Here is a 25,233-nt window from a genome sequence, read left to right on the forward strand (position 1 = left end):
CGCAACAATTTGAGAAGCATCGGATTTCCGGCGAGATACCCTGCCCTGCTTTGCCTGCTGATTCTGTGCCTGTTTATGTTACTGTCCTCTTGTAGTAGTCCTTCACGCACAACTTCTCCACGACAAGAACAGCCCGGAAAAACACAAGAGATTCAGCAACCTAAACCATTCACTGCCAATGATTATGTTGAGTTATCCGAGCAATATTCTGGCATTCAACGTCTGGAATACTTGCTGAAGGCAGCCATAGAGTTCCAATCGGTTTCCTGCCCTAAAAGTCAGGTTATTACATCCCTTATTGCACCTAAACTGAGCGGAGAAAATCGCTCCGAAGCTTATCTGATTGATGCCGAGTGCGCTTTTTCTTTAGAAGACTATGAACAAGCCGAACGTTCATTATCAGAAGTCACCAATAGCGCAGCTTTCATGCAGCGAAAAATAATCTTGCAAGCCAGCCTGCATAATCAACATAAGCAATGGTGGCAAGCTGCTCAAACCTTAGCTCAATTACCTGATGAAGACGGTCAAATTTCACTGCAAATCTGGTCATTGCTGGATAAGTTATCACTAACAGAGCTACAACTTAAAAGTCAAAAATCGACATTGTTACAGCCAACATTACAGCTATTGTTGATGCAAAGACTCTATGCTACTCAGCCAGATAAACTGCAAATGGCAGTACAAGAGTGGCAAGCGAGACACTCATGGCACAAACTGGCGCAACAACTACCAGACTCACTGATTCATTCACTTACAACCCGGATTTTTCGTCCCGGAAAAATGGGAGTGATCCTGCCCTTGTCAGGAAAACTGGAGAATCAGGGGTTAGCAGTGAAAGAGGGTATTCTCGCAGCCTATTTCAACGAACAGCAACGTCAATCTCAAACGGCAAATCCAAGACCATTACCCGAGCTCGTTTTTATCGACAGCAACAATAATAACCTCTTGTTGACCGAGCAATTCGCAGAATTAGACTTTGTATTAGGGCCATTATTAAAAGAAAACATTGCCAAATTTTCTCCTTATATTCAGTCCCCATCACTAGCATTGAATTATGTTAATGAATCTCTGGAAGCTGGGCTTGTTGAATCCTCAGAGCACTACTTTTTTTCCTTGTCTCCAGAAGACGAAGCATCACAAATGGCGAGGCACTTATTTGAATCAGGGTTAACCAAACCTTTACTTATACAGGCTGAAAACCAGGCCGCTGAAAGGATGTCACAAGCCTTTGTTCGTACCTGGACAAATTTAGGAATGAATAAAGTCGAGTCGATTACCTTTAACAATAATCAGAACATGCGCGATCGAATCAGCGCATTGCTCGATGTAGCCGACAGCAAAGCCAGAATCAAAGAAATAGAATCGTTGCTGGTAAAAGAGTTACATTCTTTTGAGCGCAACCGACGTGACGCAGATGCCGTTGTGATATTTGCCAACGCCCCTCAAACGGAACTAATTAACCCGATTATTGAATCAAGTATCAGTCCATTTGCCGATATTCTTCCTGTATTTGCTTCATCTCGCAGTTACAGTACGCAAAAAAGTCTGAACAGTATGCGAGATCTTCGCAATTTACGTTTTATTGATATGCCCTGGATGTTGCCAGATCACGACTACGACTCGTTACACAAGTTGTACATCTCGCTTTGGCCAAAACATCAAGACACCAATTTACGTTTGTTTGCAATGGGTTATGATGCTTTTAATGTCATTGAACATTTAAAGCCATTGCAACAACTCCCCCAGTACCGATTTACCGGGTTAACCGGGGAAATATACATGGATAACCAGCAGCAATTAAGGAGAATACTGCCATGGGGACAAATCAGGGATGACAAAGTGGTCAAACTTTCAGGGAATTAAGCGCCGTTTTTCTCATTTGATTGGGGCGAGCGCCGAAGACAAAGCCTGCCAATATTTGTTGGAACAAGGATTAGTCTTAATAGAAAGAAATTATCGCTGCCGGGGCGGAGAAATCGACCTGATAATGCGCGACAATGAACAATTAATATTTGTTGAGGTCAAATACCGAAAACAAAAGCAATATGGTTATGCCGCTGAGTATTTCACTGAACAAAAGCGGAAAAAAGTACAGCGCGCCATTTTGCACTATTTAAAAGCGGTCAGATTAAACCATGCAACAACAGCAATGCGTATTGATCTGGTCGCCATAGACGATAATCAGATCCAATGGCTTAAAGCAGTCTGAAGCCGTGAATAGGATATCGATTAAAAGAAACTAACGAAACATACTGACTCATTATGATTGAACAGATTAAAGCCAATTTTACCGAAAGCATTCAAACCAAAATTGCAGCAAGTGAGGTGCTTCCCGAAGTGATCGCTAAAGGCGGTCAAATGATGGTAGAAGCACTAATAAACGGAAACAAGATATTAAGTTGCGGTAACGGTGGTTCAGCCGGTGATGCGCAGCACTTTTCTTCCGAATTACTAAACCGCTACGAACGTGAGCGCCCTAGTCTACCCGCAATGGCACTATCAACGGATTCATCAACTGTGACCTCCATTGCTAATGACTATAGTTACGACGAAATTTTCTCCAAGCAAGTGAGAGCATTAGGACAACCTGGTGACATCCTGCTGGCGATTTCAACCAGTGGTAATTCTCGCAACGTGATTAAAGCTATGGAAGCCGCCGTTAGCCGCGATATGCGTATTGTTGCGCTAACAGGTAAGGATGGCGGTGAGATGGCAGGTCTTTTAGGTACAGAAGATGTGGAAATCCGGGTTCCTTCAAGCCGTACCGCAAGAATTCAGGAAGTTCACTTGCTGGTTATCCATAACCTTTGTGAAGTCATTGACGATAGCCTGTTTCCAGAAGGTGCATAACATGCCTCGACCAGATAAAGGAAATACTCTCACTAACAGGATAAAAGGAATTGGGCTGGTTTTACCCATTACTCTTTTGGCTTCTTCGTTGCTTTCAGGTTGTGCAGCTTTAGTTGTTGGAGGTGTTGGTGTTAGCGCGGTCACCATGAGTGAAGACAAGCGCACCATTGGCACTCAAATTGACGATGCCACGACTGATGCAAAAATTGAGAATGCAATCAGCAAAGTTGAAGAGCTAAAGGAAAACTCGAACATTAGTGTTCATGTGTATAACGGAACCGTGTTATTACTAGGTCAGACTCCTAATGGCAACTTGCGCATCAAAGCCGAACAGGCAGCTGCAACCGTTCCGAATATCCGCAAGATCCACAACCAGATAAGAATTGGTTCTCCAACAGCTGCGACGACAAAAGCCTACGACGTTTGGTTAGCATCAAAAGTTCGCGCCAATTTGCTGTCAGACAAAGAAGTCGACTTCCTGAAAATTGACGTAGCAGTGGAAGATTCCGAGGTGTTTTTGATGGGCTTGGTTACACAAACGCAAGCCGACAAAGCTATCGAAATAACACGAAATATTGATGGTGTGGTAAAGGTCATCAACGTGTTTGAAATCCTGTAACAGACTCATATTAAATATAAAAAAGCCCGCGAGGTTTATTGCTGACTTCGCGGGCTTTTTTTGAACAGTGCTATTTGCATATCACTGTTCAGTATCCGTAGATGCTCTACTTTACGACTTTAAGGGATGGACGTCCTTTTGGCGGTTTAGGTGGTTCAGCAGAATGATTGCCTTCGCTTTCAACTTCTTCCCTACCATCAACACTTTTCAGCCCCTGAGACACTGGAGATTTCTCCTGAGCCACAGCCTCGGCCTCCATCTCTCCCTGTTCAGCAGATTGCCCATCCTGTTGCATGAAAATAGTGCCAGCACCATTTTCTCTGGCAAAAATAGCCAACACCGCTTTACAAGGAATAACCAGCCTTCTCGATACACCAGAAAAGCGAGCATTGAACATGATCCATTCATTCCCCATTTGCATATCGACACACGCGGTTGGTGATACATTAAGAACAATTTGACCATCTTTCACATGTTCTCTTGGCACCTCAACACCTTCAACTTCGGCGTCAACAGCCAAGTGAGGGGTAAGATCATTATCAACAATCCATTCGTAGTAAGCTCTAAGCAAATAAGGTTGATTGGGTGTCATATTCTTATCCTAAAGAGGGTTATGGATTTCACGTTCCTGATCGGTCAATGACGCCCTGAACGAATCTCTTTCGAATACGCGGTTCATGTAAGCCTTAATCTCACGGCTTCCATTACCTGACAACTCAATGTTTAATGCCGGTAATCTCCACAATAATGGAGCCAGATAACAATCAACCAGACTAAATTCTTCGCTCATAAAGAATGGTTGCTCATTAAACAACGGAGCCAAAGCCAAAATTTGCTCACGCAAATCATTACGCGCAGATTCCACATCACCATCACCTGCCAAAATTTGGTGTGCCAGTGTGTACCAGTCAGTTTCAATGCGGTGCATCATCAAACGACTTTGACCACGAGAAACCGGGTAAACGGGCATTAGTGGAGGATGAGGAAAACGCTCGTCCAAATATTCCATAATAATATTAGATTGATAGAGCACGAGTTCACGATCAACCAATGTAGGAATAGTGCCATACGGATTTACTTCAAAGAGATCTTCAGGCAGATTATTTGGCTCGGTGTAATTAATCTCTACTCCAACACCTTTTTCAGCAAGTACGATGCGAACCTGGTGGCTGTATATGTCCAATGTTCCTGAAAACAATGTCATAATCGATCGCTTATTTGTGGCAACAGCCATTAAAACTCCTCCGATATTCTCTCGATTGTCAGCAGTCTAACAGCAAGACAACATCACTTAGCTATCAAACTTAAATCAGATAATGTACAAAACAAAAGGGGGCGATAGTGCGCCCCCAGTATTTTAACAGATATTCAGCAAAATTAGTGAACGTCTCGCCAATATTCTTTTTTCAGTAAGAAAACAAAGACAAACAACACTAAAACGAAGATCAGAACGTTCTTACCAATAGCTTGACGCTCAAGCGCAATCGGTTCACCTGTGTATACCAGGAAGTTAACAAGATCCAATACCACCTTGTCGTATTCACTGGCACTCAATTCACCTGAACCATCAGACTTGATGCCAACATAACGCTCGACCATTTCGCCATCAACCATTTGCATTTCATTCGTCATACGAGGAACGCCTTGCAATTCTTGCAATACGTGAGGCATACCTACGTCAGGAAATACCTTGTTGTTAACGCCAAAAGTTTTTGACTCATCAACATAGAAGGTACGCAAATAGGTATAAAGCCAATCAGCACCACGTACACGGGCAACCAGCGTCAAATCAGGAGGAGGCGCACCGAACCACTTGGCAGCTTGCTTTTCAGGGATAGCGCTTTCCATATGATCGAAAACTTTTTCACCTGTAAACTGCAAGTACTCTTGACCTAATTCGTCAGGAATTCCCAAGTCAGCAAATGTACGTTGATAACGCTGATACTGCATTTGGTGGCAGCCCAGACAGTAGTTCATGAACGTACGAGCACCACTTTGTAGTGATTCCTTATCCGTTAAATCATAGTCTGCGTGATCCAGCGGGTAATTACTGCCGGCAGCAAATACCAGGCCGGGAACAAGCAAACAAACTAATGCTAATAGTTTTTTCATTTGGTGATCCTCTCTGGTAATGGCTTGGTCGCTTCATTTTTGCTGTACAACCAAAGCAATCCGAAGAAGCCGAAATACATGATTGTCAAAATTTGAGAAGCAACAATCTTCCAGTTAGCTTGAGGAGTACCACCCAAATAACCCAGGAAGATAAACACACCAGCGAAAATTAACAGGTTCCATCTGTGCAAACCTGAACGATAACGCCATGAACGAACACGACCACGATCAATCCAGGGTAACAAGAACAAGGCAATAATTGCTGCAAACATCGCAATAACACCAAACAACTTGTCAGGTACAGCTTTCAAAATCGCGTAGAAAGGTGTGAAGTACCATACAGGGAAGATGTGCTCAGGAGTCTTCAATGGGTTAGCAATTTCAAAGTTAGGATGTTCAAGGAAGTAACCACCCATTTCTGGATTAAAGAACATCACGTAAGCAAATGCTGCCAGGAAGAAACAGAACGCCACCATATCTTTCATCACGATGTGAGGGAAGAAAGGCACTACGTCATCAATAATGTCGTATTTCTTGGTGTAGTATTCATGCATGGCAAATTTGGTTTGCTGATCTTCAGGAACAGAACCTTTTGGACGCTTAACTTCAATACCATCAGGGTTATTTGAACCTACTTCGTGCAACGCTACGATATGCAAGAACACCAAAATAACCAGCACCAAAGGTAAGGCAATAACGTGTAATGCGAAGAAACGGTTCAATGTGGCACCAGAGATAACATAGTCACCCTGAATCCACTCAACCAAATCTGGTCCAATAACAGGAATAGCACCAAACAGAGATACGATTACCTGAGCACCCCAGTATGACATTTGACCCCAAGGCAATACGTAACCCATGAAGGCTTCAGCCATTAGTGCCAGATAAATGAACATACCGAACAACCACAGCAGCTCTCTTGGTTTCTGATATGAACCGTAGATCATGCCGCGGAACATATGCATATACACAACGATGAAGAAAGCAGAAGCACCGGTCGAATGCATGTAACGAAGTAACCAACCGTACTCTACGTCACGCATAATGTATTCAACAGAAGCAAAAGCACGTTCAGCTGAAGGTTCAAAGCTCATCGTCAACCAGATACCAGTAACAATCTGATTGATTAAAACGATAGTTGCCAGGAAACCGAAGACATACCAGAAGTTCATGTTTTTCGGTGCTGGATACTGAATAGCGTGCATGTTAGCAACGCGCATCATTGGAATGCGATATTCAATCCAATCAAGAAGATTTTTCCACATGTTAGGCAACCTCCCCTTCTTTACCGATCAGGATTCGGTTGTCATCAATGTAGTAATACGGTGGAACAACCAAATTGGTAGGAGCAGGAACGCTTTGGAATACACGTCCAGCCATATCGAACTTGGAACCGTGACAAGGGCAGAAGAAGCCTTCCGGCACACCTTCAACGTACTCAGAAAATGCACCATCTTTTAAGTGCTGAGGAGAACATCCCAAGTGAGTACATACACCAACCAACACCAGATATTCTTCTTTCAAAGAACGATATCTGTTCTTGGCAAATGTAGGTTGCTGCTCTACGTCAGAGGCAGGATCTCTAAGTTGGTCTTCATGATTGGCCAACGCAGCAAGAATTTCTTGTGTTCTGCGTACGATCCAGACTGGCTTCGAACGCCATTCCACACGCATCATTTGACCAGGTTCAAGTTTACTAATATCTACTTCAACATCCGCGCCGGCTGCTTTAGCTCGGGCACTGGGATTCCATGAAGCGACAAACGGTACAGCGGCTCCAATCACTCCGACACCGCCCACAACCGAGGTTGCTACGGTAAGGAAGCGTCGCCGACTATTATCTACAGGCGCGTTGCTCATCCAATTTTCCCCAAAGGTTGGATTTAGAGAGTTATTTTCATTTGATACGAATGTATTCAGGAATACCAAGCATACGGACTACAACCCGCCAGCGGCTTACTATTGGAACCACATCTTTCTGTGTTTTTATGTAAACGCACCAATAGCGCTACAAACCGGTATCCTTACTAGCAAAAAACCAATAAATCAAAAACCTTGACTAACTACGGGTGAATTCCTGACTCTGTAACAAATATTGTTCCGGTTTTTACCCGGGCTGCATGATAAAAGAAAACCCTCATGAAACACAAGGGATTCCTGATGAAAAGCACTAATATTGATCGGATTTTGCACTATTTAGCTGCAAAGAGCCTATCCAAAGACATTGAGCATTAATTTAACCGGACATTATTTCAAGAATTGATGACATTTTTCTTATCGTAGAAAATAACGACCAATACTGTGCTTTTTCGACCCAGAAAAACAAAAAACCCGGAACAAGTCCGGGTTTTTGACAATTGACAACAAACGAATTAACGCTTGGAGAATTGAGGCTTCTTACGTGCTTTATGAAGACCAACTTTCTTACGTTCAACGCGACGAGCGTCACGAGTAACAAAGCCAGCTTGACGAAGTGCTGGACGCAAAGCTTCATCATATTCCATCAACGCACGAGTAATGCCGTGACGAATTGCACCAGCCTGACCGCTAATACCACCACCAGTTACAGTGATGTACAAGTCAAACTTTTCTGTCAATTCAACCAACTCTAGAGGTTGACGAACGATCATACGTGCAGTTTCACGACCAAAGAACTCTTCCAAAGAGCGTTTGTTTACAGTGATGTTACCTGTGCCTGGACGCAAGAAAACACGAGCTGTAGAACTTTTGCGGCGACCAGTACCGTAATATTGATTATCAGCCATCGATCAGTGCTCCTTAAATGTCCAAAACTTGAGGTTGTTGAGCAGCATGACTGTGCTCTCCACCTGCGTAAACTTTCAGCTTACGGAACATTGCACGACCAAGAGGGCCTTTAGGCAACATACCTTTAACCGCTTTCTCAATGATCATCTCAGGCTTATGCGCTTGTAACTTCTCGAAGTTAACTTCTTTCAAGCCACCTGGATAACCAGTGTGAGAGTAATACATCTTGTCTTGTGCTTTGTTACCAGTCACAGTGACTTTCTCTGCGTTTACAACGATGATGTAATCACCAGTGTCAACGTGAGGAGTGTATTCTGGCTTGTGCTTACCACGTAAACGACGCGCTGCTTCAGTCGCCAAGCGACCCAAAGTTTTATCAGTTGCGTCAATAACAAACCATTCACGTTTTACCGTTTCAGGTTTAGCTACAAATGTTTTCATCTTAACATTACCCAAATAAATTCAGACGTTCGTCTATTATCTCAACCCGGCATCAATCCGAATTGGAGACGCCTAATGATCAGTTATGCCACCCCTTCGAGTAACCTGATTTGTACGCACTTTCCCTGTAGCCGTAACTGGGCAGGGCGCGAATTATACAGATTCTGAGGTAAAAAGCACCCCCTATCTATGCAAAAAGCGGAAAAAACAGCGAAAAAATAAACAATTTTTCGCTGTGCGTAGAAAATACAGATAAGTCTTTAAAAATAAAGAAGAAATAAAATGGATATAGCGTCAATCAGGGTAAATGTTCTCGAGCCAGATACTCGTGAGATTGCATTTCCTTTAAGCGACTAATGCAACGTTTAAACTCAAAGCTTAATTGGCCTTGAGTGTATAGCTCATCAATGGGCACCTCTGCGGCGATGATCAACTTCACATTGCGCTCATAGAATTCATCGACCATGGCAATAAAGCGTCGAGCCTTATCGTCAACTCGCGCGCTCATTTGGGTCACATTCGCCAGCAATACCGAATGATAATAGCGGCTAATTTCCATGTAATCATTTTGACTACGAGGGCCACCACATAATGCATCAAACTCGAACATCACAACGCCATCTGCATTACTCATGGTTTGAATAACACGCCCTAAAATTTCCAGGGGTTGCTTTTGTTCACACGCTTCTGGCGCTAATTTGGAAAAATAGTCATATAAATTAGCGGTTGCCTGTTCATCCAGTGGGTAATGGTAAATCTCCGCTTGCTCCAAAGTTCGCAAACGATAATCGACACCACTATCGACATTCACCACTTTGGTATGGGCATTAAGCAAAGCAATTGCGGGCAGGAAGCGAGCGCGCTGCAAACCGTTACGATATAGTTCATCAGGAATAATATTGGATGTCGCCACCAGCACAATACCGTGCGAGAACAATAGCTCAAACAACGTACCTAAAATCATCGCGTCAGTTATATCTGAGACAAAGAACTCGTCAAAGCAAATCACCTCCGCTTCTGATGCGAAGCGTTTCGCGACTATCTTAAGAGGATCCGACTCACCAGAGAGCACTTTCATCTCTTCATGCACTCGATGCATAAAACGATGGAAATGAACCCGCATCTTTCTTTCGATGGGCAAGCAATCGTAAAAAGTATCGACCAGATAGGTCTTACCTCGACCAACCCCACCCCAAAAATACAAGCCTTTAATAACAGGCTTAGTGACTTTTTTTCCAAGCGCACCTTTTAATTTGTCGCGCCAGGAAGAAGATGAAAGGGGTTGTGTCAGTTCGTCGTATAAACGTTGCAACTCGATCACCGCATTTTCTTGTGCGGCGTCATATTGAAAATCATCGCGCTGCAAATCCTGCTTATATTTCTGCAACGGCGTCATGGCTGACATAATTTCCCCAAACATAAAATTGATGAAAATACCCATTCACCAGGGTGAGCCCCGGGGTACAAATCGACAGGAGAGGCATTATAGAGCGCCGCCGAAATAAGTGAACCCGGAACGAGCTTATTTTTCCTGCAAATACATGAATAAATATCATCACTGGTAACAAGAAACTGCTTAACACTTCTCAGATAATGCTGATAATAGCCGCTATACTTTATGAACCACAGTGACTGTTGATCATTTTAGACGCTCAGCAGCCATCTAGGGAGTTTCATAAGTTGTAGTCAAACTGGTTTAAGAGGAACAAATATGGACTGGCTCGTTGGTATATTATTAGTAGTCGTTGGGGCAATTGTTGGTTTTTTCGTTGCGAAATACTTTCTTACACAATCCGGAAAGGCAAAAACCAAATCTCATACCGAACAATCTGAACGAGAATTGCTCACGGAACAAGCGCTTATACACGTATCTCATTCACGTAAAATGTTAGAAGAAATTCAGCGTCAAAGTAATGCATTACAAGCTCAAATGGATGCTTACGAAGACATCATTATTCAAACCAAAGGCATGAAAGACGGGGATTCACTACCCTTTTTCAGTGATCAGGCCACCACCTTTTTACGCAGCAAGCAAAAAGAGGTCAAAACCACCTCTCAAGACATCGGTTTTCAGCCTCCCGATTACTCTCAAGGCAATTCAGGTTTGTTTGGCTCTTCCAAAACTGAATCTGAACGAAAAAAAACGGGTTCTTGATGACCGGAACTTTGCCCCCAAATTGGAGTCACTTGAAGGGCGTGTTGATCTTTCACAGATAATTTTGCAGCAACCCGTATGGAATTGACTCATTGTTGCAGCCTTTTGACTTAGCTCACTAAGCCAGTAAGGCTGCATCACAATCTAAATCCGTATATTTAGAGCAAAATTTATCAATGAAAGATCAACACGCCCTATTTTAAAAACGGAGAAAAACTGCAAATGAAAAAAATAGTTTCCTGTACTGCAGTCTACGCTGCAGTTTTAGTCAGTGGCTTGGCAATGGTTTCCCCTGCTCAGGCAGCACTTCCTTTTCTCAATAATGATGAAGTTCCGACGTTAGCTCCAATGTTGGAAAAAACGACACCGGCAATTGTCAGCATTTCCGTTGAAGGTAAGCACAAAATAAGGCAACAGATACCTGATCTTTTCAGGTATTTTTACGGCCCGAATGCGCCCAAAGAGCAAGTTCAGGAACAGCCTTTTAAAGGCTTGGGAAGCGGTGTCATTATTGACGCTAAAGAAGGTTATATCGTCACCAACGCTCACGTAGTCGACAACGCTGATGAAATTATTGTTTCTTTGGGTGATGGGCGCGAAGTTGAAGCGAAAAAGATTGGTGAAGACAAAGACAGCGACATTGCACTGTTGAAAGTCGAACCCAATAACCTTAAAGAAGTTCCATTAGCTGATTCTGATAAATTACGCGTTGGTGACTTCGTTGTCGCTATCGGTAATCCATTCGGTATCGGTAAAACCGTAACTTCCGGTATCGTCAGTGCTTTAGGCCGTTCAACCGCCGGTGGCATTAACCTGTATGAAGATTATATCCAAACCGACGCAGCCATTAACCGTGGTAACTCTGGTGGCGCGCTGGTAAACCTGAAAGGTGAATTAGTCGGCATCAACACTGCGATTATTGGCCCCAACGGCGGTAACGTCGGTATCGGTTTTGCCATTCCAGCCAACATGATGAAAAGCCTGGTCGATCAAATCATCAAATACGGTGAAGTGCGCAGAGGTTTGCTAGGTATTACCGGTCAAAATGTGGATGCAGGATTGGCTGAAGCCATGGGGCTTGATGTGAATCAGGGTGCTTTCGTCCGCGAAGTAGCCGAAGACTCGGCTGCCGCCAAAGGCGGAATTGAACCAGGCGACATCATCATCGAGCTAAACGGTAAAAACATTGAAAGCTTCAATGAATTACGCGCTAAAATCGGTACTTTAGGTGCAGGAACCGAAGTCAAATTGAAAGTATTGCGTGAAGGTAAACGCAAAGACATCAGCGTTACACTGGATGACTTCACTGCTCGAAATATCTCAGCAGAAGAAATTCATCCTGCACTCGACGGGGCGACATTGGCAGACGGTGAAACCGAAAACAATGAGCAAGGCGTTGCGATCACCGAGTTGACTCGTCGCTCTAATGCAGATCGCTTAGGATTGCAGGAAGGTGACGTCATTATTGGTGTAAACCGTAAACGCGTGACAAACGTCGCCGAGTTACGCCGAGCTCTGGATGACAACGAACGAGGCGTTATCGCACTAAACGTTAAACGTGGTCGTTCTTCACTTTACCTGGTCATTCGCTAATCCAATATCTGGCTCCGGTTTCAAACCGGAGCCACTATTTCTCAACCATATTCACTCCATCTATTTGAACTCTTTCACAAAAATCCTCTTACATGTCGCGAATTGTAGCCTCATAGGCTATTCTGATACCTCATTCAATGTTATTCTCGCGTCCCAGATCCAGAGAACGATGTCGATCCACAATAGACCAACAATAGAACAATAAAGCGACTTAACTTTGCAGAATTGGCTAGCTTTCCTCATTAAATCCGTCCTACTGGGCTTGATCGTTTCAGGCTTGCTGTTATTGCTCATGCCCAAATTACGCTCGGGTGACGGCTGGTCAGTTCCCTGGTCAAAAGAGCAGCGTTACAATGTAGACAAAATCAGCTTTAGTAGCGCCATCAATAATGCCGGCCCTTCTGTGGTCAATATTTATAGTTTTAGCTACGACACCCGTTCCCTGCTTTATAATCGACGCCCAACCGAGCGAACCAGCCTGGGTTCTGGCGTGATCATGACAGAACACGGACACATTCTGACCTGCTTGCACGTTATTAACGATGCTGACTACATCGGTGTCGTACTTAATGACGGACAGTTTTACGAAGCTCAGTTAGTCGGACACGACTGGCTAACCGATTTGGCAGTGCTAAAAATCTCCGCAGAAAATGCGCCAGTGATCCCGCAAACAGAAGATCCTCACACTCAAGTGGGTGATTTGGTGTTAGCGATTGGCAACCCATACAATCTGGGGCAAACCATCACACAAGGTATTGTTGGTGCAACGGGTAGAGCTCGCATCACCAACAACGTCGCAGGTTACGCCAACTTCATTCAAACCGACGCGGTACTTAACGAAGGTAATTCAGGGGGCGCCTTGGTTGATAGCAATGGCTATCTGATCGGTATTAACAACGCCAACTATAAAACGCTGGACAACCGCCGCCGAGTGAAAGATGTTCCCGGTGTTTTCTTTGCTGTTCCATACAAATTAGCTAAAAAAGTAATGGATCAAATCATTGCTAATGGACGCGTTATCCGTGGTTATTTAGGTGTTTCAGGCAATGATATTCCCGGCCAATCCGGATTAGCTATCACGAACATTACTCCAGGTGGCCCAGCAGACGCAGCCGGACTGGAAGCCAATGATGTCTTACTTTCGATCAACGGCATTCGCATTGAAGGCGCAGCTCACGCACTAGAACTGGTGGCTGAAACCAAGCCCGGCACTATTTTGAATTTTGAAGTCAGCCGAAACGACCAGATATTCACGTTACCGGTGAATATTACCGAGTTGCATATTAGCCAGCAGTAGGATTTTTCTGGTTCTTCCACAAATACAGCGTTCTCAGCAAATCCCAAAAATCTGCATTTAACCATAGCTTTTTTGTTTGATAAACAAAGAGTCCATAAGAGCTAAACTGCTCTGCCTCGATCAGTTCAGCGCCTAATCCATCGAATTGGTTATTGGTAAAAAACACCAGCTCCTTGCTGTGCTTTTGCTTTCGACTATTGGTAGCGAAATCCACTAAAGCAAAGAAACCAATTGCAAACTGAGGCTTAACGCTCTTGCCGTTCACCATACTCATTTGCTCAATCCAGAGCAATAAGTCCTGATAAGCCACATAATCGCCGTTTGCACCATGTAACAAACCGCTATAAAAGAGATTCGCTTTGTGCAGCTCCGGGATATCTTCCTGATTATTGAAATACTTGCCGGTTAAGTGATTGTTTTCCCAATTTTCGCTCAAAGCCATGTCTTTATTGCATTCAAAAGGATCGAGCCCCAACCAGCCCTTAAATTGAATATAGCTAGCCGTAACTTCGAAAGGAAACCCTATATCGCAACCTCGCTCCGACTTCCAGCGAGAATTCGCCTCCCCAGCGTCGCCATCCCAAACAATGTCGTGGCGATAGAGAGTGTAAAATTGAAATATGGGTTCACCTTTACAATCGGTTTCCCCCTTATTGCGGCAGATCATTTCTAGCGGAACCGATGCGGTAAGATGCTCGCTGTCCTGACCAATAAAATGCTGATAAAAGGTAACAAAAGAATAGTATTCCGACGTGTAGTGACCATCGTCATCGAGCCAGGTATGTTGTGGATTTATCCTTTTGTTCTGCATGGCACCTCTCAAAAGCAAACTTTTCTCCAGTTAGGTTACAATAGGCGTTTCCCGACACCAATAAAAGTATTTATGGATCACAGAGACATCGCTATTGCGCAAACTCAGCAATGGGTAAGTAACGTCATCGTCGATTTGAACTTATGCCCTTTTGCCGGGCGCGAAGTGCTCAACAACACCATCCGCTACCAAGCCTATCGCGGCATGGATTTTGTTTCCTTATTGGAAGCCCTGAAAGACGAGTTTTATTTTCTGGACACTCACAAAGAAACAGCAACAAGCTTAATTATTTACCCAGAGGAATTAGGTCAGTTTGATGACTACCTGGATTTTGTTGATTTAGCCAATGATGTCTTGCACGCATGTGGTTATGAAGGTGTTTATCAACTAGCCACCTTCCACCCTGAATATAGCTTTGAAGGTACTGAGGCAAACGACGTGGAAAACTATACCAACCGCGCACCCCATCCTATGCTGCACATTATTCGAGAGGATGATTTGGAAAAAGCACTAGCCGGATATACCAACCCGGAATCTATTCCAGAACGAAACATAAAGCTGATGAATAAGTTAGGGCTTACACACATGAAACAGCTTTTACAGCAGTGTGTTCAATGCCAAAAAAAATAAAGTGGTTTCAGTTAAAATATTAAAATTTGGCTTTGTATAAGATCTATTTAGATATTCTGATGCAGCATCGCCTTCAAGAAGGGTTTAAAAATGGAGTTCTGGTATCTCATAAACGTCCTCCTGATGAGGTTCAACGCTACAAAGTGAAGCAATTTTTGGCAGCCTTGTTAAGTGTTTTATTCTTCATAATCTTCGGCATCAATATCCATTACAGCAAGAAACTCTTGAAGAGAACTATACAGTTGAAAGCTGGGATAATCCTCAGGGAAAGCCTCTGGTCCAGAGCCCCAAACAAGATGTACACTTGCATAAGAACCATCGCTTAATCGTGTAAGCACATCATCGTTATCAATCCTGCGACCTATTACGATTGGCGTCTTTCTAAAAAGAGGGTGTACCTTTGTTATTTCAAGTTCTACCTGCTTTTGCACACCGGGAATTTCAGAATCGAACTGAATTTTTTCCACGGGAGTTTATATGTTATTTCTTCCATACTCGTTTTGACATTTTGCCCCCCAATAAGGGACTGATGATGTTTGGCTAAACTTGTGTAGCGAAACGGAACTGAGAAAAACTTTAACTGTCCCGTCGTAATTGGCTTGTTATGTGACTAATCACATACCACATCATTGTTTTTATTAAGAGTAATTACTACTCTTTTGTGAATCTCATTATTAGTAACATAACCACAACTACCCCGAAGCATTACTAAGTTTTCACTTTTGAATTGGTAGTTATAAACACCATCGCTTTGTTTTAGAAAATAGTGCAATGTGTTCACCTCACCATCTTCTAACATGCCAAAGTTCAAATTGGAATTTGGTAAAGCGACCTCAGCTTGCTCGACGACATTACCTGATTTATTCACTATGGTAACACTAGGCATGACAAATACGCTGCCATAATAGGCAACGACCATTACCACAAGAATAGAGATTACAATTCTAACGACCAACTTCATATCGATTCCATAGACACACTATGCTTTGCGCCCTTTTGAATAACTTGCCATGTGCAATGTTTAGTAAAACCTGCAATTTGATTCTAAATAAGTGTGCACAACTGTAAGTCACCTACCGAAATTGATCGCAGACTCGACGTGAATCCATCCCTGGAGTCTCCACAGCCGCTTCGCCGATTCATTAAGTGCAAAGCAGGGCTGAGGGTCTGCTCACTACTTTCTGTAGGTGACTGATTATTTGGAACAGTAATTTAGTAAATCTTGAACTTCCTTAATAGCGTACAAAAAACGTTGTAACCAAGCTTCGCTATCACTTAGATGTGAGACGCAATATTTTCTGACACTATCAATACCGCTACCATAATGAATTTCATGTGGGTAACTACTAACGCATATTTTATCTAATTTAACCCCATATATGGGGTTAATTTATCATTCTCTGAATTGCCACCCCGTATATCCAATTGAGCTAAACTTAACAAGTTCTGTTGTTCGTCTTCCGTAAGCGATAATACTATTTTGATTTTTGTTGCAAATTAAACGTTCAAATACCCCAGTGCGAAAATCGAAAGAGTCACTCCCTTTTAAGAAAGAGACAAACTCAACATCATGAGTTAACGAGAAAGAACTTAAGGGTAAGAAGGAAAGAACCAGAAGTATTTTTATAGAACTCCTTTGCCCTTATGATAGACACCGAGATGTAAAGACATGGGGAACAGTAGCGCAGCAACACTGTATGTATCAATCCCTGCGGGCTGAATTGTTAGTCATATCCTACTCTCCCTGCTTTTAATAATACCCAATCAGATGCATTAAAATTTATGCCCAGTTGTCCTTTAAAGCACGTTTATTCATAAACAGCCAAGTCATTTCACAACTTATCCCGAAACTCGGGAGCAGGATTAAACTCACTCACGCGATACAAAGTGTTATAGCGTCCATCATCACTTTTATAGATAAAGCGCTCTGCATCTATATAGACAATTTCATCGCACCATTTAACGCCAGCAGGAACTAATGAAGGCTCGGAGGAATAGGTGATTTCAACACAGCTATAATAGGGAGAACTCCCCATAATTTTATAATTTGCTTCCAACTCAAAATAACGTGAGATCTCCGCAAGGTATCCCCAGGACAAAATCTGCCCCTTCTTTGTATACTCATCAAAGCTGGTGAAGGTCTTGCCTTCATCTTCGGAAGAACCCCAAACACCGACTAATAAAGCCTGAATATCAGCATGGCAATTTAAGCTAACCAGAAGTGAAATTACTGCAAAGAAGCGTATTTTCATTATGAACTCTGTCGTTGTTTCTATGGCAATAATATCCCGTCTTTACCGGATAACAAGAACAAACAACATTGCCGTTTCTAAATCAAATACCTTATTGTCCTTCCAACATCCCCAATTCTTTTAACTTTCTGGTGATGGTATTTCTTCCCCATCCCAAGCGCTTTGCAGCATCTTGCTTATGCCCATGAGTATATTTAAGTGCTTGCTGCAACATGATTTTTTCAAACTCCTCCTGAGCATCATTAAGTATGTTGTTTTTGCCAGCCTGTAATTGTTCAAACACCCATGACGTGAGATTGTCTTGCCAACTTCCACCGCTCACGACCGTCTTTAACGTAGCAGGTTGAGTTTGTATTTCGGGTGGCAAATCATCAGGAGAGATCTCTTTTCCGCTCGCCATCACCGTTAGCCAGCGACAGACGTTTTGCAATTGACGAACATTGCCCGGCCAAGCCAGTTGAGCAATCAGCTTTTCGGTTTCTTTCGACAAGGTTTTGGTTTCAATTTTCAGTTCTTCTGCTGCGGCATTTAGAAAGTGACTCGCCAATGGAACGATGTCTTCTCTGCGCTCAGACAATGTAGGCAGATGAATTCGGATAACATTAAGTCGATGAAACAAATCTTCCCGGAATTTACCTTCGCCAACCAGCTTTTCCAAATCCTGGTGAGTCGCGGCGATAATACGCACATCCACCGACACCAGATCATGCCCACCAACACGATAGAATTGCCCATCAGCCAACACTCTTAGCAAACGAGTTTGCACCTTTACTGGCATGTCTCCAATTTCATCCAGAAACAAAGTGCCGCCATTGGCCTGTTCAAAACGACCTTGTCGTGTTGTTTGCGCTCCGGTAAACGCGCCCTTTTCATGACCAAACAATTCAGATTCGATCAGCTCGGCGGGAATTGCTGCCATGTTCAAAGGAATAAAGGCTTTGTCAGAACGAGGACTGTGCTTATGCAATGCCTGTGCAACCAGCTCTTTTCCCGTGCCTGATTCACCATTAATGAGCACGCTGATACTGGAACGAGATAGTCGACCTATGGCGCGAAAAACTTCCTGCATGGCAGGAGCTTCACCAATAATTTCGGTTCGAAAGGTATTCTCTTCCTGTTTACGCGCTTTATTCTGACTACGTGCATGAGACAGGGCTTTTTGTACAATATGAACCGCTTCGTCCATATCAAAAGGCTTGGGCAAATATTCAAACGCCCCACTTTTGTACGCACTGACCGCGCTGTCCAAATCCGAATGCGCTGTCATGATAATAAAAGGAATATCTGGCTGGATGCGATGAACTTCACTCACCAGTTGCATCCCGTCCATTTGCTTCATGCGAACATCAGAGACAATCACCTCGGGATAGCTTCCCATCTCAATTTGATGCAACACATCTTCTGGATTCTCATAGCTAAAGCATTCAATGTTGGCTGCCTGCAATGCTTTTTGTAATACCCAGCGAATTGAGCTGTCGTCATCGACGATCCAAACTGGTGCAGAATTCATGAAGTAGACTCCTGTCTGTTAATAGGAAGCAAAATGCTAAAAACGGTGTGTCCAGGCCAACTTTCTACTTCAATTTTGCCCTGGTGATGCTCAACCAGTGATTGAGCAATAGATAACCCCAAGCCAGAACCATCACTTTTGGTGCTGATCATGGGATAAAACAAGGTATCTCGAATTTCTTCCGCAATGCCCGGCCCATCATCAACGATCTTGATCTCCACACAGAGTGGGTAGCGGGTTCCGTAGATCATCTGCTGGCGTTGAATACGTGTAACAAAGGAAATATTGCCTCTGCCTTCGAGCGCTTGCAGTGCATTTCTGGCAATGTTCAACACAGCCTGTTGCAGCATGTCCTCATCTAATAGCATGTCGGGGATACTGGGATCGTAATCGCGTTCTACCGAAACCCCGTCACCACACTCCAAACTGATTAACGTGCGAATTTGCTCGATAATTCGATGCACATTTTGCATACGGAATTTAGGTACTGCATTCGGGCCAAGTAAGCGGTCAACCAGGTTTCTTAAGCGATCAGACTGCTCAACAATCAGAGTGGTATATTCTTTTAGCTCTTCGTCATGAAGCTCTTTACCCAATAGCTGAGCCGCACCTCGAATGCCCCCCAGAGGGTTTTTAATCTCATGCGCCAAGCCTCGAATTAATTCTTTTGCCGCTTTATGGTGCGCCCAATGTTGATTATCCAGATACAGCTTTCTCTGGTGGTCAATAGGAATTAGTTCCAGCAATAAAGCCGGAGTATCGCAACGATCAAAGGGGCTGATAATGGCATCCACTACACAGTGTCGCCCAGTGCTGAAGATCAGTTGTAGCTCACCTTCGGTGTAGCTTTCATGATGCTCAATAGCATGACGCAGACGCTCTGTTTTAAGATCATCATTAACCAAAAACTGCAACAATGGCTGATTGTGTAATTGGTTTTTACTCAATTCAAACATTGATTCAGCAGCGTTGTTTGCATATTGAATAACCAGCTCTTGATTCAAAATCAATACCGCTGTTTTTAAGCTATCCAATAATAATTCGTTCGTTATTGTTCTACTCATAATGACAAATTGTAGCTGGTTGCACCAAAAAAGTGCACCCCTCAATAAAACTTGTACTAAGACAGTAGAGCCGAGCTCTTGAAACCCTTAATTGGCTTGGTTTAGTGCAGAAGCTCTATGAAAATACACTTGATGTATTGGACTAGATGCAATTAGCTTGCCTTTGTTGTCCATTAATCGAAGTTGTATTTTATGAGCCCCGCGATTAATGCCTTCGAGCTGGAATTGGGGCTGATTAGCCGAGGCCATAACCTCACCATCAATCAGCAACTGGAACAAACCTCCTGCATTAGGAGTGATCTTTCCTGAAACAGTCAGCGCGCCCGCATTGTTGCGTATTGTGGCTTCAGGTTGAGGATGGGTAATTGTTAGCTTATAGATTTTCTTCGGTGTGGGTATTGGTGCCTGAGGTGTTTTTGTTGCACCACTTTTCACTGCACCAATAGAGGGCTTTGACGTTTCTATCACATTCTGTTGCAGCTGATTCTCCTCAACAGGAACGGCGTCAGGCGTAGGTATATCGGTATAAATCACCGTGCCATCTTCCAATGTTCGCTTATAGATAGTCGCGTAAGCTGCTGCGCTGACTACAAGAAAAATAAGCAATAGATAGCGAACAATATGAGTCATCAGCCTGATAAATGATCCGAAAGGTTAATGGCGATAGGGTAGCTGCTAATTCCCGATAAGTAAAAGATCCAAACCCGAGCCATGTATGAAGATTAATAACCACAGTCGATATTAACCGGCATACATTCAAACACAAAAAAGCCCGCTAAAAACGGGCTCTCTAAAAAGATAAGGTACTGAGCTTAGATGCTGTAGTACATATCGAATTCAACAGGGTGAGTCGTCATGTTCAATGTCTCAACATCTGCACGCTTAAGTGCAATGTATGCGTCGATCATGTCATCACTCATTACGCCACCAACTGTAAGGAATTCGCGGTCGTTATCCAACGCGTCCAAAGCCATTTCCAAAGAGCTGGCCACTGTTGGGATATCTGCTGCTTCTTCCGGCGGCAAATCGTACAAGTCTTTATCCATTGAATCACCAGGGTGAATCTTGTTCTTGATACCGTCAAGGCCTGCCATCAACATTGCAGCGAATGCAAGGTACGGGTTAGCTGCCGGATCAGGGAAACGCACTTCGATACGACGTGCTTTAGCACTGGTTACGTGTGGAATACGAATTGATGCAGAACGGTTACGTGCTGAGTAAGCCAACATAACAGGTGCTTCAAAACCAGGAACCAAACGCTTATAAGAGTTAGTTGCAGGGTTAGTGAAAGCGTTCAAAGCACGAGCATGCTTGATGATACCACCGATGTAGTAAAGTGCTTCATCAGACAAACCAGCGTACTTGTCACCTGCGAAGATGTTCACGCCATCTTTGCTGATTGATTGGTGACAGTGCATACCAGAACCATTGTCACCAACAATTGGCTTAGGCATGAAAGTCGCCGTTTTACCGTATGCATCAGCAACGTTATGCACAACATACTTATAAATTTGAATTTCGTCAGCTTTAGTTACCAAGCTGTTGAACTGAGTTGCAATCTCGTTTTGACCCGCTGTTGCCACTTCATGGTGGTGAGCTTCAATTTTCAAGCCCATTTCTTCCATTACCAAACACATCGCTGCACGCATGTCATGGAATGAATCAACAGGAGGAACCGGGAAGTAACCACCTTTAACACCTGGACGGTGACCAAGGTTACCGCCTTCAACTTCAACACCTGATTTCCACTTTGCTTCTTCAGAATCAATCTTATAGAAAGAACCACTCATATCAGTGTGGAAACGGATGTCATCAAACAAGAAGAATTCTGGCTCAGGACCGAAGAAAACCTGATCACCAATACCAGTAGATTTCAAATACTCTTCTGCGCGCTTGGCAACAGAACGTGGGTCACGGTCATAACCTTGCATGGTAGCAGGCTCAAGAATGTCACAACGAATGTTGACTTGAACTTCTTCTGAAAACGGATCCAAAACCGCAGAATTTGGATCAGGCATCAACACCATGTCGGATTCGTTAATAGTTTTCCAACCAGAGATTGAAGAACCATCGAACATTTTACCTTCTTCAAAGAACTCTTCATCTACCAGACTAGCAGGAATAGAAACATGCTGTTCCTTACCTTTAGTATCTGTGAAACGTAAATCAACAAACTTGGCTTCGCTCTCTTTGATAAGATCCAGCGCGTTTTCTACGGACATATTTTCCTCCAGATGGATAACGAGCTCATGGTGTGCACCACACCATGAAAAATTTGGTCAAAATTTGGTTTTCGGAAAGATATCATGCGTTTTCCTGAACTGATGAAGCATCAAGCGAATTTTGTGCCAACTTGGTGACACAATAAACCCTTTATAAATCAAGCTATTGCCACAGGGTAATCAAGATACCCAGCAACAAAATGCACCAGCATGAGGCGCAATTGCACCATTTCAATGCATCGCTCTTTTTTGCTTTCCGACGTTGCCCCAAGATCACACTTTCCTGCGACAAAATGATGTTTTTATGACGAATCTAAAAAAAGCTCAAATGTTCATCGCAAAACGTTAAGTAAAGCTGTAAAATCCGCCGCCTGCAAATTCATGACGTCTGGAAGTTCCAGAAAATTTATAGTTAAGAGATGACTCGAATGAGTGCAAATAACGATTCGATCGAAAAATTACGCAACATTGCCATAATCGCACACGTAGACCATGGCAAAACTACACTTGTAGATAAGTTGTTGCAACAGTCCGGCACATTAGAAAGCCGCGGCGGTGTAGAAGAACGTGTAATGGACTCCAACGCCATTGAAAAAGAACGTGGTATTACCATTTTGGCAAAGAACACTGCCATTCGCTGGAATGATTACCGAATTAACATCGTAGATACTCCTGGACACGCCGATTTCGGTGGTGAAGTAGAACGTATCATGTCGATGGTAGATTCCGTTTTATTGTTGGTTGACGCACAGGAAGGCCCAATGCCACAAACTCGTTTTGTGACGCAAAAAGCCTTCGCTCAAGGTTTGAAGCCTATTGTTGTTATCAACAAGGTAGACAAGCCAGGAGCCAGACCAAGCTGGGTTATGGATCAGGTATTTGACCTGTTTGATAATCTTGGAGCAACTGATGATCAGTTAGACTTTCAGGTTGTTTATGCGTCTGCGATCAATGGTTGGGCTTCCTTAGAAGAAGGCGTACAAGGCGAAGATATGACCGCTTTGTTCCAAACCATCATTGATCAGGTTGCACCACCCAAGACCGATGTGAACGGCCCATTACAAATGCAAATCTCCCAGTTGGATTACAACTCTTATCTGGGCGTTATCGGTGTTGGTCGTATTACGCGCGGTTCAGTGAAAGTCAACCAACCGGTTACAGTTGTGAACGCCAAAGGCCAAACTCGTAACGGTAAAGTCGGCCAAATCTTTGGCTATCTTGGTCTGGATCGTTATGAAGTCGAGAGCGCACAAGCGGGCGACATTATTGCAATCTCAGGTCTGGGTGAGTTAAAAATCTCTGACACCATTTGTGCTCAGGGTCAGGTTGAAGCATTACCGCCATTGTCAGTTGATGAACCGACAGTAACCATGACCTTCCAGGTTAACACCTCCCCATTTGCGGGCAGAGAAGGCAAGTTTGTAACGTCGCGCAACATTTTGGAGCGTTTGCAAAAAGAATTGGTTCACAATGTGGCATTGCGCGTTGAAGAAACCGACGATCCAGATAAATTCCGTGTTTCAGGCCGTGGTGAATTACATCTTGGTATCCTGATCGAAAACATGCGTCGCGAAGGGTATGAATTAGCGGTTTCTCGCCCTGAAGTTATCATCAAAGAAATTGATGGTGAAAAACAGGAACCTTTTGAAACACTAACGGTTGACGTGGAAGAAGCAAACCAAGGCACCGTTATGGAGCAGCTTGGGATCCGTAAAGCGGAACTAAAAGACATGTCTCCAGATGGTAAAGGTCGTGTTCGTCTTGACTTCATCATCCCAAGCCGTGGTTTGATCGGTTTCCAAACTGATTTCATGACCATGACATCAGGTTCTGGTTTGCTGTATCACACATTCGATCATTATGGCCCTTATAAAGGTGGCAACATCGGTCAGCGTAAGAACGGCGTATTGATTGCCAATGCTCCCGGTAAAGCTCTTACCAATGCTCTGTTTAACCTGCAAGAACGTGGTCGCTTATTCATCGGACACGGTGTAGAAGTTTATGAAGGTATGATCATTGGTATTCACAGCCGTGACAACGACCTGACAGTAAACGCACTAAAAGGCAAGCAACTAACCAACATTCGTGCAGCGGGTACAGATGAAGCCCAAACACTAACACCACCAATTAAAATGTCATTAGAACAAGCAATGGAATTCATTGACGACGACGAATTGGTTGAAGTAACACCGGTTAGTATTCGCATGCGTAAGAAGCTGTTAACTGAAAATGACCGCAAACGCGCATCACGCGAAAAGAATAAAGACTAGGTCATTTAAACCTGAAATTTATTACTGAAGTGTTTTAACAAAGGTCGCCAAGTGCGACCTTTCTTTTACTTATCTACCTATTTGAACCGACAATTCCAGCTTTGATTTAATTCCCGTTTTCATTGCAGGGATAGATGACACCTTTCCTACATTATTACCCTAATCATTCTTTTGATTTATGAGCTAATACGTGGGCATTTTCCTCCCAATTTTGTCCATCAAATTCAACAATATTAATTTTGACAGGTCGGACATCCAAGCAATTAACATTGATATCGATACCGTCAGGATTTGAACGTGGCGTATAGAAAGGTTTAATTCCACACACCTTACAAAAAGTATGTTTTGCTATTCCAGAACCGAATGTATAAGTATTAATAAGCTCCTCACCTTGCAGCAATTTAAACTTACTTAAAGGCACAATAAGATGAAGATAACCAGCCTTGCTACAAATTGAGCAGTTGCAATGTTCCACTTCAATTTCTTCGGGTGCCTCTACCTGAAACTGCACACCGCCACAATGGCAACTACCTGAATAGATCATTGAATTTATTTCCCTGGTTGATATCAAAATTAATCTTTACACTGCGCTAAGATTAAAAATACTGAAGCAGAAAATCTATCATAAGTTTCAATATTAA

At 43.3% G+C, this 25,233-nt stretch carries 26 protein-coding genes; 9 read left to right on the forward strand and 17 right to left on the reverse strand.

The features are described from left to right. Positions 1–75: 75 nt before the first annotated feature. The 4 genes from KIH87_RS17295 to KIH87_RS17310 are packed head-to-tail and all read left to right on the forward strand — an operon-like array spanning position 76 to position 3,469. Positions 76–1,863, forward strand: coding sequence for a penicillin-binding protein activator (locus KIH87_RS17295; protein WP_232359103.1), 1,788 nt, complete (start codon positions 76–78; stop codon positions 1,861–1,863). Further along, complete coding sequence (locus KIH87_RS17300; RefSeq protein ID WP_232359104.1) at positions 1,832–2,209, forward strand: YraN family protein; 378 nt, start codon at positions 1,832–1,834, stop codon at positions 2,207–2,209. The genes KIH87_RS17295 and KIH87_RS17300 overlap by 32 nt, the downstream gene beginning before the upstream one ends. Before the next feature lie 53 nt (positions 2,210–2,262). Continuing rightward, positions 2,263–2,850, forward strand: a complete 588-nt coding sequence (locus tag KIH87_RS17305) for a phosphoheptose isomerase (RefSeq protein ID WP_232359105.1) — start codon at positions 2,263–2,265, stop codon at positions 2,848–2,850. A 1-nt stretch (position 2,851) separates the two neighbouring features. Then, a complete protein-coding gene (locus KIH87_RS17310) occupies positions 2,852–3,469 on the forward strand; it encodes a BON domain-containing protein (protein ID WP_232359106.1) in 618 nt (205 codons plus the stop codon). 106 nt (positions 3,470–3,575) lie between these two features. On the opposite strand, the gene KIH87_RS17315 is transcribed toward KIH87_RS17310, so the two are convergent. The 8 genes from KIH87_RS17315 to zapE form a co-directional block, all read right to left on the reverse strand. Further along, positions 3,576–4,061 (reverse strand): ClpXP protease specificity-enhancing factor, encoded by a 486-nt coding sequence (locus KIH87_RS17315; RefSeq protein WP_232359107.1) that lies wholly within the window; start codon positions 4,059–4,061, stop codon positions 3,576–3,578. Between the two features lie 9 nt (positions 4,062–4,070). Next, on the reverse strand, positions 4,071–4,703 hold the full coding sequence (gene sspA, locus KIH87_RS17320) for a stringent starvation protein SspA (RefSeq protein WP_232359108.1): 633 nt from the start codon (positions 4,701–4,703) through the stop codon (positions 4,071–4,073). A 143-nt stretch (positions 4,704–4,846) separates the two neighbouring features. Continuing rightward, positions 4,847–5,581: a cytochrome c1 gene (locus KIH87_RS17325; RefSeq protein ID WP_232359109.1), complete on the reverse strand. Its 735-nt coding sequence runs from the start codon at positions 5,579–5,581 to the stop codon at positions 4,847–4,849. Next, complete coding sequence (locus KIH87_RS17330) at positions 5,578–6,846, reverse strand: cytochrome b (RefSeq protein WP_232359110.1); 1,269 nt, start codon at positions 6,844–6,846, stop codon at positions 5,578–5,580. Before KIH87_RS17330 ends, KIH87_RS17325 begins: the two co-directional genes overlap by 4 nt. A 1-nt stretch (position 6,847) precedes the next feature. Continuing rightward, positions 6,848–7,441, reverse strand: coding sequence for a ubiquinol-cytochrome c reductase iron-sulfur subunit (gene petA / locus KIH87_RS17335; protein ID WP_232359111.1), 594 nt, complete (start codon positions 7,439–7,441; stop codon positions 6,848–6,850). Between the two features lie 512 nt (positions 7,442–7,953). Beyond that, positions 7,954–8,346, reverse strand: a complete 393-nt coding sequence (rpsI, locus tag KIH87_RS17340) for a 30S ribosomal protein S9 (protein ID WP_232359112.1) — start codon at positions 8,344–8,346, stop codon at positions 7,954–7,956. Positions 8,347–8,359: 13 nt separating this feature from the next. After that, the gene (rplM, locus tag KIH87_RS17345; protein WP_232359113.1) at positions 8,360–8,788 is read right to left on the reverse strand and encodes a 50S ribosomal protein L13; all 429 of its coding nucleotides are present in this window, start codon (positions 8,786–8,788) and stop codon (positions 8,360–8,362) included. 298 nt (positions 8,789–9,086) lie between these two features. Next, entirely contained in the window at positions 9,087–10,184 is a 1,098-nt protein-coding gene (zapE, locus tag KIH87_RS17350; RefSeq protein WP_269751499.1) for a cell division protein ZapE, read from the reverse strand. Positions 10,185–10,499: 315 nt separating this feature from the next. On the opposite strand from zapE, the gene KIH87_RS17355 reads away from it, so the two are divergent. The 3 genes from KIH87_RS17355 (at position 10,500) to KIH87_RS17365 (ending at position 13,833) form a co-directional block, all read left to right on the forward strand. Next, positions 10,500–10,943: a ZapG family protein gene (locus KIH87_RS17355; protein WP_232359115.1), complete on the forward strand. Its 444-nt coding sequence runs from the start codon at positions 10,500–10,502 to the stop codon at positions 10,941–10,943. Between the two features lie 222 nt (positions 10,944–11,165). Next, positions 11,166–12,536 (forward strand): DegQ family serine endoprotease, encoded by a 1,371-nt coding sequence (locus tag KIH87_RS17360; protein ID WP_232359116.1) that lies wholly within the window; start codon positions 11,166–11,168, stop codon positions 12,534–12,536. A gap of 217 nt (positions 12,537–12,753) precedes the next feature. Continuing rightward, positions 12,754–13,833, forward strand: coding sequence for a trypsin-like peptidase domain-containing protein (locus KIH87_RS17365; protein ID WP_232359117.1), 1,080 nt, complete (start codon positions 12,754–12,756; stop codon positions 13,831–13,833). Here the strand turns inward: KIH87_RS17365 and KIH87_RS17370 are convergent. Next, on the reverse strand, positions 13,820–14,644 hold the full coding sequence (locus tag KIH87_RS17370) for a hypothetical protein (RefSeq protein ID WP_232359118.1): 825 nt from the start codon (positions 14,642–14,644) through the stop codon (positions 13,820–13,822). The genes KIH87_RS17365 and KIH87_RS17370 overlap by 14 nt on opposite strands. A 72-nt stretch (positions 14,645–14,716) precedes the next feature. Between KIH87_RS17370 and KIH87_RS17375 the strand changes: the two genes are divergently transcribed. Further along, on the forward strand, positions 14,717–15,274 hold the full coding sequence (locus KIH87_RS17375; protein WP_232359119.1) for a DUF1415 domain-containing protein: 558 nt from the start codon (positions 14,717–14,719) through the stop codon (positions 15,272–15,274). A gap of 176 nt (positions 15,275–15,450) precedes the next feature. Here the strand turns inward: KIH87_RS17375 and KIH87_RS17380 are convergent, their stop codons facing one another. The 7 genes from KIH87_RS17380 to glnA all read right to left on the reverse strand — a co-directional run bounded on the left by KIH87_RS17380 (position 15,451) and on the right by glnA (position 22,322). Continuing rightward, the gene (locus KIH87_RS17380) at positions 15,451–15,741 is read right to left on the reverse strand and encodes a hypothetical protein (RefSeq protein ID WP_232359120.1); all 291 of its coding nucleotides are present in this window, start codon (positions 15,739–15,741) and stop codon (positions 15,451–15,453) included. A gap of 143 nt (positions 15,742–15,884) precedes the next feature. Next, complete coding sequence (locus KIH87_RS17385) at positions 15,885–16,235, reverse strand: hypothetical protein (RefSeq protein ID WP_232359121.1); 351 nt, start codon at positions 16,233–16,235, stop codon at positions 15,885–15,887. Positions 16,236–17,106: 871 nt separating this feature from the next. Next, positions 17,107–17,526, reverse strand: a complete 420-nt coding sequence (locus KIH87_RS17390) for a hypothetical protein (protein ID WP_232359122.1) — start codon at positions 17,524–17,526, stop codon at positions 17,107–17,109. A gap of 91 nt (positions 17,527–17,617) precedes the next feature. After that, the gene (gene glnG / locus KIH87_RS17395) at positions 17,618–19,036 is read right to left on the reverse strand and encodes a nitrogen regulation protein NR(I) (protein WP_232359123.1); all 1,419 of its coding nucleotides are present in this window, start codon (positions 19,034–19,036) and stop codon (positions 17,618–17,620) included. Beyond that, complete coding sequence (gene glnL / locus KIH87_RS17400; protein ID WP_232359124.1) at positions 19,033–20,100, reverse strand: nitrogen regulation protein NR(II); 1,068 nt, start codon at positions 20,098–20,100, stop codon at positions 19,033–19,035. The genes glnG and glnL overlap by 4 nt, the downstream gene beginning before the upstream one ends. A gap of 87 nt (positions 20,101–20,187) precedes the next feature. Continuing rightward, the gene (locus KIH87_RS17405; protein ID WP_232359125.1) at positions 20,188–20,730 is read right to left on the reverse strand and encodes a DUF4124 domain-containing protein; all 543 of its coding nucleotides are present in this window, start codon (positions 20,728–20,730) and stop codon (positions 20,188–20,190) included. Between the two features lie 182 nt (positions 20,731–20,912). Continuing rightward, positions 20,913–22,322, reverse strand: coding sequence for a glutamate--ammonia ligase (glnA, locus tag KIH87_RS17410; RefSeq protein ID WP_232359126.1), 1,410 nt, complete (start codon positions 22,320–22,322; stop codon positions 20,913–20,915). A 428-nt stretch (positions 22,323–22,750) separates the two neighbouring features. On the opposite strand from glnA, the gene typA reads away from it, so the two are divergent. After that, positions 22,751–24,592: a translational GTPase TypA gene (gene typA / locus KIH87_RS17415; protein ID WP_232359127.1), complete on the forward strand. Its 1,842-nt coding sequence runs from the start codon at positions 22,751–22,753 to the stop codon at positions 24,590–24,592. Between the two features lie 163 nt (positions 24,593–24,755). Here typA and KIH87_RS17420 read toward each other — a convergent pair whose 3' ends face one another. Then, a complete protein-coding gene (locus KIH87_RS17420; RefSeq protein WP_232359128.1) occupies positions 24,756–25,136 on the reverse strand; it encodes a GFA family protein in 381 nt (126 codons plus the stop codon). Between the last annotated feature and the right edge of the window lie 97 nt (positions 25,137–25,233).

The sequence above is a fragment of the Paraneptunicella aestuarii genome (genome assembly GCF_019900845.1).
Classification (GTDB): domain Bacteria; phylum Pseudomonadota; class Gammaproteobacteria; order Enterobacterales; family Alteromonadaceae; genus Paraneptunicella; species Paraneptunicella aestuarii.